This window comes from Frankia sp. CeRuru1 (assembly GCF_977966315.1).
The window spans coordinates 1-6,243 of record NZ_CDWWEW010000306.1; the positions used below are offsets into that span (position 1 = coordinate 1).

The window sequence follows — 6,243 nt, forward strand, 5'->3', positions numbered from 1 at the left end:
CACCCACTGCTGCGGGTCCGGGACGAACGAGACGACCAGCCGATCGTCACGCAGCCGGGCGGTGCTCACGTCGCAGCGACGCAGCACCGCAGGCAGCGGAACGGCCCGCCGGTACGACCCCACGGTCACCACCAGGTCATCACCCAGCCGGGCCAGATCGATCTGGGAACCGTCAACGAACGGCAGCCCGAAGGACAGCGCGAACCCGTCCTCGGTGCGCTCCACCCGCGGCTGGCCGCTCGGGCCGATGAGCGGCTCCCCGAGAACACTCCCCGGATCGAGCTCACCGTAGGTCGCCGCGCCGAAGGCGGCCAACTCCTCCAGGCCGATCGGTTCGCCCGCCCGGTAGCCGACCGGGAGGACGGGGGTGGGCATGAAGGCCGCGGTGATGTCGGCGAGCTGCTCGCGGTGAACGGCGGCCCACCCCGCCCGCCAGGCGTCCGCGTTCGCCGACGGGAAGATCCGGTTGACGACGACGCCGTCCAGGGTGAACCCATGCAGCGACAGCGCCGTAAAGCTGCCGCGGGCCGCGGCGAGCGCCGAGCTCTCGGGGGTCAGCACCAGCCGGACGCTGGTGGTGGCGTGGTCGGTGAGGATCGCGCGCAGGTCGACCGCCGCCCGGTGCAGGCGGTTGACGGTGTCGTAGGCGGGGGCCGCCAGCGTGCTCCACCGGCCGCCGAGCGCCGCCGCCCAGCCGAAACCGGGTCGCAGCCAGCGCGCGAAGGCACCGTCGGGCGGCAGCAGCCGGCGGCAGTACCACGACAGCGTCTCGGGAAAGGCCAGCAGCCGCACCAGCGCCGCCGCCGAACCTCCGTCGACCACCACCAGGTCGTAGTTCTCACTGGTGAGGCCGTCACGCAGTTCGAGTAGCGTCAGGGTCTCGACGGCCCCCGGCAGGAAGGCCAACTCCTCCAGGTCGAACGGATCGACGTTGATGGCCGGCCAGGTGCCCGCCAGCACCTCGCGTACGGCCGGCCACCGGGTCTCGACCGCGCGGCGCAGGTCGACCTGCTGGCCGTGCAACCCCGGTTCAAGCTCGGTCGGCTCGGCGCCGATCGGGTGGTCGAGCGCGCCGGCGAGCCCCGCGGCCGGGTCGACCGACAGCACGAGGGTCCGATGACCCCGTTGAGCGGCGAGGATCGCGGTCGCCGCCGCCACCGTGGTGGTACCGCCGCCGCCCTTCCCCGTGAAGAGCACACACCGCACGTGCGCTCAGCTCTCGACGTACTTCTTGAGGTCCTTGAGAGCGGCATCCACGATGCCGCTCTGCACCTTCCGCCGGAGCAGACCAGGAATCTTGATCTTTGTCTCAGCGGTGAGGTCGTAGGTCACCTCGGTGCTACCGTCACCCAGGTCGCGCAGGGTGTAGCTGCCGTCCTGCGACGACATCGCCTGGCCCTCGACCATGCTCCAGACGACCTGATCGTCGCCCTTCCAGGTGTACTCGTTGACAAACTCGTCCTTGATGACGACGGCGTTGATCCGGAACCGGGCGCGCCGGGGACGGCCGTCCGGGCCCATGTCGAGGATCTCGGCCTCCTCGATCTGGCCGATCCAGGTCGGATACGCGGAGATGTCGACGATCGCCCCCATCACCGCGGCGGGCCGGGCGTTGATGACGATCGTCGATCGGGCGTGGTCCGCCATGGCAGACAGCACCTCCACATTCTTCGAGCGCGGCTGAAGAGCACGGCGTCGCCGGCCCACCGGCAACCCGGATCTCTCCGGGGCCCGGGAACAATCCCCGACCGATCGCCTGAGGCTACCGGAACACCGAGCGCGCCCGGCCGAGCGGCCGGCTACCACTCGAGAACGAAGGGCGTCCCCCGAGCATGGAAATGTCCGACGTTCACGCAGCGTGTGCCGTCGATCTCCAGGCTGGCCGTCAACGGCTGGTGCACATGCCCGAAGAGCACGTAGCGCGGCCGGGTCGCGTGAATGGCCTCGAGGATCGCCACACTGCCGCGCTCGAAGCGGCGTGCCTCGATGTCGTAGACCAGCTCGGGGATGTGCGGGGGGATGTGGCAGCACAGGACGTCGACCTCGCCCACCGCGGCGACCTTGGCGGCGAAGGCGTCGTCGTCAATCTCGTAGGGGGTGCGCATCAGGGTCTGCAGCCCCCCGCCGACGAAGCCGAACCGCAACCCGCCGATCGTGCTGGTCTGCCCGTCCAGCAGGGTGACGCCGTCGCGCAGGTACTCAGGATACAGGTGCGGCAGATCGACGTTGCCGAAGGTCAGGTAGGTCGGGGTCGGGAACGCCGCGAACAGCACCTCGTACTGACGGCGGATGGCCGCCTCCACGATCTGCGTGCGGTCCCCGCCCAGGCTCGCCCACAGCGTCCGGGACCATTCCCGGGCCTCGTCGAACCGCTGGGCGTTACGCAGCTCGATCATGCGACCCACGGCCTCGGCGCCGAACAGGTCGCCCATGATGCCCCGGCCGTGGTCGTGGTAGTCGATGAAGAGAATGAGATCACCCAGACACACGAATGCGTCGGCCCCCTCGCCCGCCGCCGCCAGCGCATCCGCCCGCCCGTGCACGTCGCTGACCACGTGGACCCGCATGGCTGGAAGCTTAGGCGCCGACAGGGGCCCGTCGCCCCTACTCGAACGGCCCATCCGGCCGATGAGGGATGCCGCGCGGATCCCGGGCATACCCGGGACATGTCCCCGGCGGTCGCGCTCACCGGCAACGATCATCGGTCGGACGCCGTCGAAGGGAACCCTTTACACCCCGCAAGGTCGCAAACCGCCCGCCCGGAGGCTAACGTCTGATGCCCTGGCCTGGTCTTCCGTTCTTCCGTTGTTCCGTGCTTCCGTTGTTCCGTGGCGTCGTCCCCCCGGCGTGCACAAGCCATCTGGTAGGACTGGTAGGAGTAGCAGTGCGCGAGTACACCTCCCCGCCCCTGATCACCATCGCCGACGATGCGACCCTGACGGACGCCGTGTTCCGCAACGCGGCGGCACATCCGGACAGTACGCTTATCCAGCACAAGATCGACGGCAAGTTCGTCGGCATGACCGTCCGCGAGTTCCGCGATCACGTCGTGGCCACCGCCCGGGGCTTCATCGCCCGCGGGGTGCGGCCCGGGGACCGCGTCGGTCTGGCGAGCCGGACCCGGTTCGAGTGGACGATTGTCGACTACGCGACGTGGCTGGCCGGCGCCGTCTGCGTGCCGATCTACGAGACCTCCAGCCCGGGCCAGATCGAGTGGATCCTGCGGGACGCCGGCGTCGAGGTTCTCGTGGTCGAAAACGACGAGCTCGCCGAGCGGGTCGCGCAGGTACGCGACGGCGTCCCCGCGCTGCGGGAGGTCCTCGTCATCGAGCACGGGGCGCTGGCCGGTCTCGCCGTGGACGGCGCCGGCATCGCGCCGGAGCAGCTGACGGCGGCCCGGGCGTCCGTCAACGCCGACAGCCTCGCGACGATCATCTACACCTCGGGGACCACCGGCCAACCGAAGGGCTGCGAGATCACCCATCGCGCCCTGCTGTTCACCGCCGAGGCGGCCATCGCCACGCTGCCCGAGCTGTTCGCGCCCGGTGCGTCCACACTGCTGTTCCTCCCGCTGGCGCACGTGTTCGCCCGCATGCTCCAGGTGGGCGTGGTCCAGGGGGCGTTCACCCTCGCCTACACCCCGGACTCGCGGACCCTGCTGCCCGATCTCGCCAAGGTGCGCCCGACCTTCCTGCTCTCCGTGCCCCGGGTGTTCGAGAAGGTGCACGCCGGGGCACGCCACAAGGCGCACGCCGAGGGCAGGGGCTGGATCTTCGACGCCGCCGAGAACACCGCGGTCGCCTACAGCCGGGCTCTCGACGGCGGCGGCCCCGGTCTGCTCCTGCGGCTGCGGCACCGGTTGTTCGCCGCGCTGGTCTACAGCAAGCTCCAGGCGGCGCTCGGCGGGCGGGCCCGCTACGCGGTCAGCGGCGGGGCGCCGCTGGGTGAACGCCTCGGCCACTTCTTCCGCGGGATCGGGTTCACGGTGCTCGAGGGCTACGGTCTGACCGAGACCAGCGCGCCGGCCGCGGCGAACCGGCCGGGCAACGTCCGGATGGGCACCGTCGGCCAGCCCTTTCCCGGCGTGACGATCGCCATCGCCGATGACGGGGAGGTCCTCATCCGCGGTCCCCTGCTGTTCCGCGGCTACCGCAACAACGAGCTCGCGACGAAGGAGGCGCTCGACGCCGAGGGCTTCCTGCACACCGGCGACCTCGGCGACCTCGACGCCGACGGCTTCCTGCGGATCACCGGCCGCAAGAAGGAGCTGCTGGTCACCGCCGGTGGGAAGAACATCGCGCCGGCGCCGCTGGAGCACATCGTCCAGTCCCATCCCCTGGTCAGCCAGGCGATGCTGATCGGGGACCGGCGGCCCTTCATCGCCGCCCTCGTCACGCTCGATCCCGAGGCGTTCGACCGGTGGCGGTCCTCGGCGGGCAAGCCGGCCGGCGCGACGGTTGCCGACCTGGTCGACGACGCCGGCCTGCGCACCGAGATCCAGCATGCGATCGACACCGCGAACGCGACGGTGTCGCACGCCGAGAGCATCAAGAAGTTCGCGATCTTGCCCCAGGACTTCACGGTGGAGACCGGCGAGCTCACCCCGAGCCTGAAGGTGCGCCGCTCGCTGGTGCTCGACCGGTTCAGCCAGGCGGTGGAGGACATCTACGCCACCCCGCGCTAACCCCGTCCGGGCCGGCAAGCAGCGTGCGCAGGTCCTGCGCGAGGACGTCCCACCGCCAGCGCAGCTCGACCCACGCCCGCCCCGCGGCACCCATCGACGCCGCCCGGTCGGGGTCGGCAAGCAGATCACCGACGGTCGTCGCGACCTGCGCCAGATCGGTACCGTCGATCACGATGCCGGTGCGCTGGTGCAGGACGGCGTCGGGGGAACCCCCACTGCGGCCGGCCACCACCGGCAGGCCGGTCGCCGACGCCTCCAGGAAGACGATGCCGAGCCCCTCGACCTCCAGACCGGCGAGGCGGGAGCGGCAGGGCATCGCGAACACGTCGCCCGCCGCGTAGTGCGCCGGCAGTTCCTCCCACGGCACCGAACCAGTCATGATCACATGCTCGGCGACGCCGTTCTCCCGGGCGAGCCGTTCGAGATCACCCCGCCGGGGACCGCCGCCGACGATCAGCAGCGCGGCATCCGGCACGCGGCGCCGTACCATGGGCAGCGCCCGGATCAGCATGTCCTGGCCCTTGCGGGCGACCAGCCGGCTCACGCACACCACCACCCGGCGGCCCGTCAGCCCATGGCGTCGGCGCATCTCCTCGCGCCCGTGACCGGGACGGAACAGCGAGGGGTCGACTCCGCTGGGCAGCCGGGCAAAGGTGGGATGGCCGCCGAAGGCGGGCCGGACCCGGGCCCGGGTGTAGTTGGTCAGATAGGTGATGACGTCGGCCGCGGTGCCGATGCTGCGCAACACCTGACGCGCCCCCGGCAGCGCCGCCCAGCCGACCTCGTGACCATGGGTGCTCGCGACCATCCTGCGCACGGCCGTGTCGCGGCGCAGCCGGGCTCCAAGCAGCCCGAGCGGTGCCGCGGCGCCGAACCACACCGTGTCGCATCCCTCCGCCCGGGCGATCTCTCTGGCTCGGCGCAGGACGTCCGGTGTCGGCAGCATCAGCGACGTGGTGTGCCGCACGACCGGGAAGTTCTGTTCGGCGTCGAAGGCGGCGGCGTTCTTCCAGGCCGGGGCGTAGACAACGATCTCGCCCCCGGGCAGCCGCGAGGCGAAGTTGTGCACGTAGGCCTGGATCCCGCCGGGACGAGGCGGGAAATCGTTCGTGACGGCCAGCACGCGCATCCGCCCATATTCTCCCACGGTCCCACCGCGTTTTCCCACGGCCCCACCGGCGCCCGCGCCGGCCCCCGGCCGGGCGGGCTAGCCGGCGCGGCGACGCCGCGGCGCCTGGTCCAGCCGCGGCGCCTGGTCCAGCAGGGCCGTCCGCACGTCGGCGAGCGGGGGCAGCAGACCGGCGTCGGCGAGCAACCGCAATGCCTCGAGCTCCTCGGCGTCCCAGCCGACGGGCGGGCCCGGCGCCGGGAGCAGGACGGTCATCATGCAGCCGGCGCACCTGACACCACGGGCGGTGCAGGAGTCACAGTCGATCAGCATCGTGCGCACCTTCCGGATCCGAACCGGTGGAGGTCGGCGACGACAGAAAATCCGAGCACCGATCTCCCGACTTCACCGACGGTAGGTCCAGGGTCCGACAATTCTCGGCGGACAAGTC

General features: G+C 71.2%; 6 protein-coding genes. 1 reads left to right on the plus strand and 5 read right to left on the minus strand.

The features are described from left to right. The 3 genes from AC08OP_RS18700 to AC08OP_RS18710 form a co-directional block, all read right to left on the minus strand. A partial coding sequence (locus AC08OP_RS18700) for an ArsA family ATPase (protein ID WP_476615373.1) occupies positions 1 to 1,206 on the minus strand: 1,206 nt, incomplete at its 3' end. Positions 1,207 to 1,212: 6 nt separating this feature from the next. Further along, on the minus strand, positions 1,213 to 1,647 hold the full coding sequence (locus AC08OP_RS18705) for an SRPBCC family protein (protein ID WP_476592921.1): 435 nt from the start codon (positions 1,645 to 1,647) through the stop codon (positions 1,213 to 1,215). A gap of 152 nt (positions 1,648 to 1,799) precedes the next feature. Further along, the gene (locus AC08OP_RS18710) at positions 1,800 to 2,567 is read right to left on the minus strand and encodes a metallophosphoesterase family protein (protein WP_476615374.1); all 768 of its coding nucleotides are present in this window, start codon (positions 2,565 to 2,567) and stop codon (positions 1,800 to 1,802) included. 317 nt (positions 2,568 to 2,884) lie between these two features. Between AC08OP_RS18710 and AC08OP_RS18715 the strand changes: the two genes are divergently transcribed. Further along, positions 2,885 to 4,684, plus strand: coding sequence for an AMP-dependent synthetase/ligase (locus AC08OP_RS18715; RefSeq protein WP_476615375.1), 1,800 nt, complete (start codon positions 2,885 to 2,887; stop codon positions 4,682 to 4,684). Here the strand turns inward: AC08OP_RS18715 and AC08OP_RS18720 are convergent. Beyond that, positions 4,644 to 5,813, minus strand: a complete 1,170-nt coding sequence (locus AC08OP_RS18720; protein WP_476615376.1) for a glycosyltransferase family 4 protein — start codon at positions 5,811 to 5,813, stop codon at positions 4,644 to 4,646. The two genes, AC08OP_RS18715 and AC08OP_RS18720, sit on opposite strands and share 41 nt — an antisense overlap. A 78-nt stretch (positions 5,814 to 5,891) precedes the next feature. Then, on the minus strand, positions 5,892 to 6,125 hold the full coding sequence (locus tag AC08OP_RS18725; RefSeq protein WP_476615377.1) for a hypothetical protein: 234 nt from the start codon (positions 6,123 to 6,125) through the stop codon (positions 5,892 to 5,894). Positions 6,126 to 6,243 lie beyond the last annotated feature (118 nt).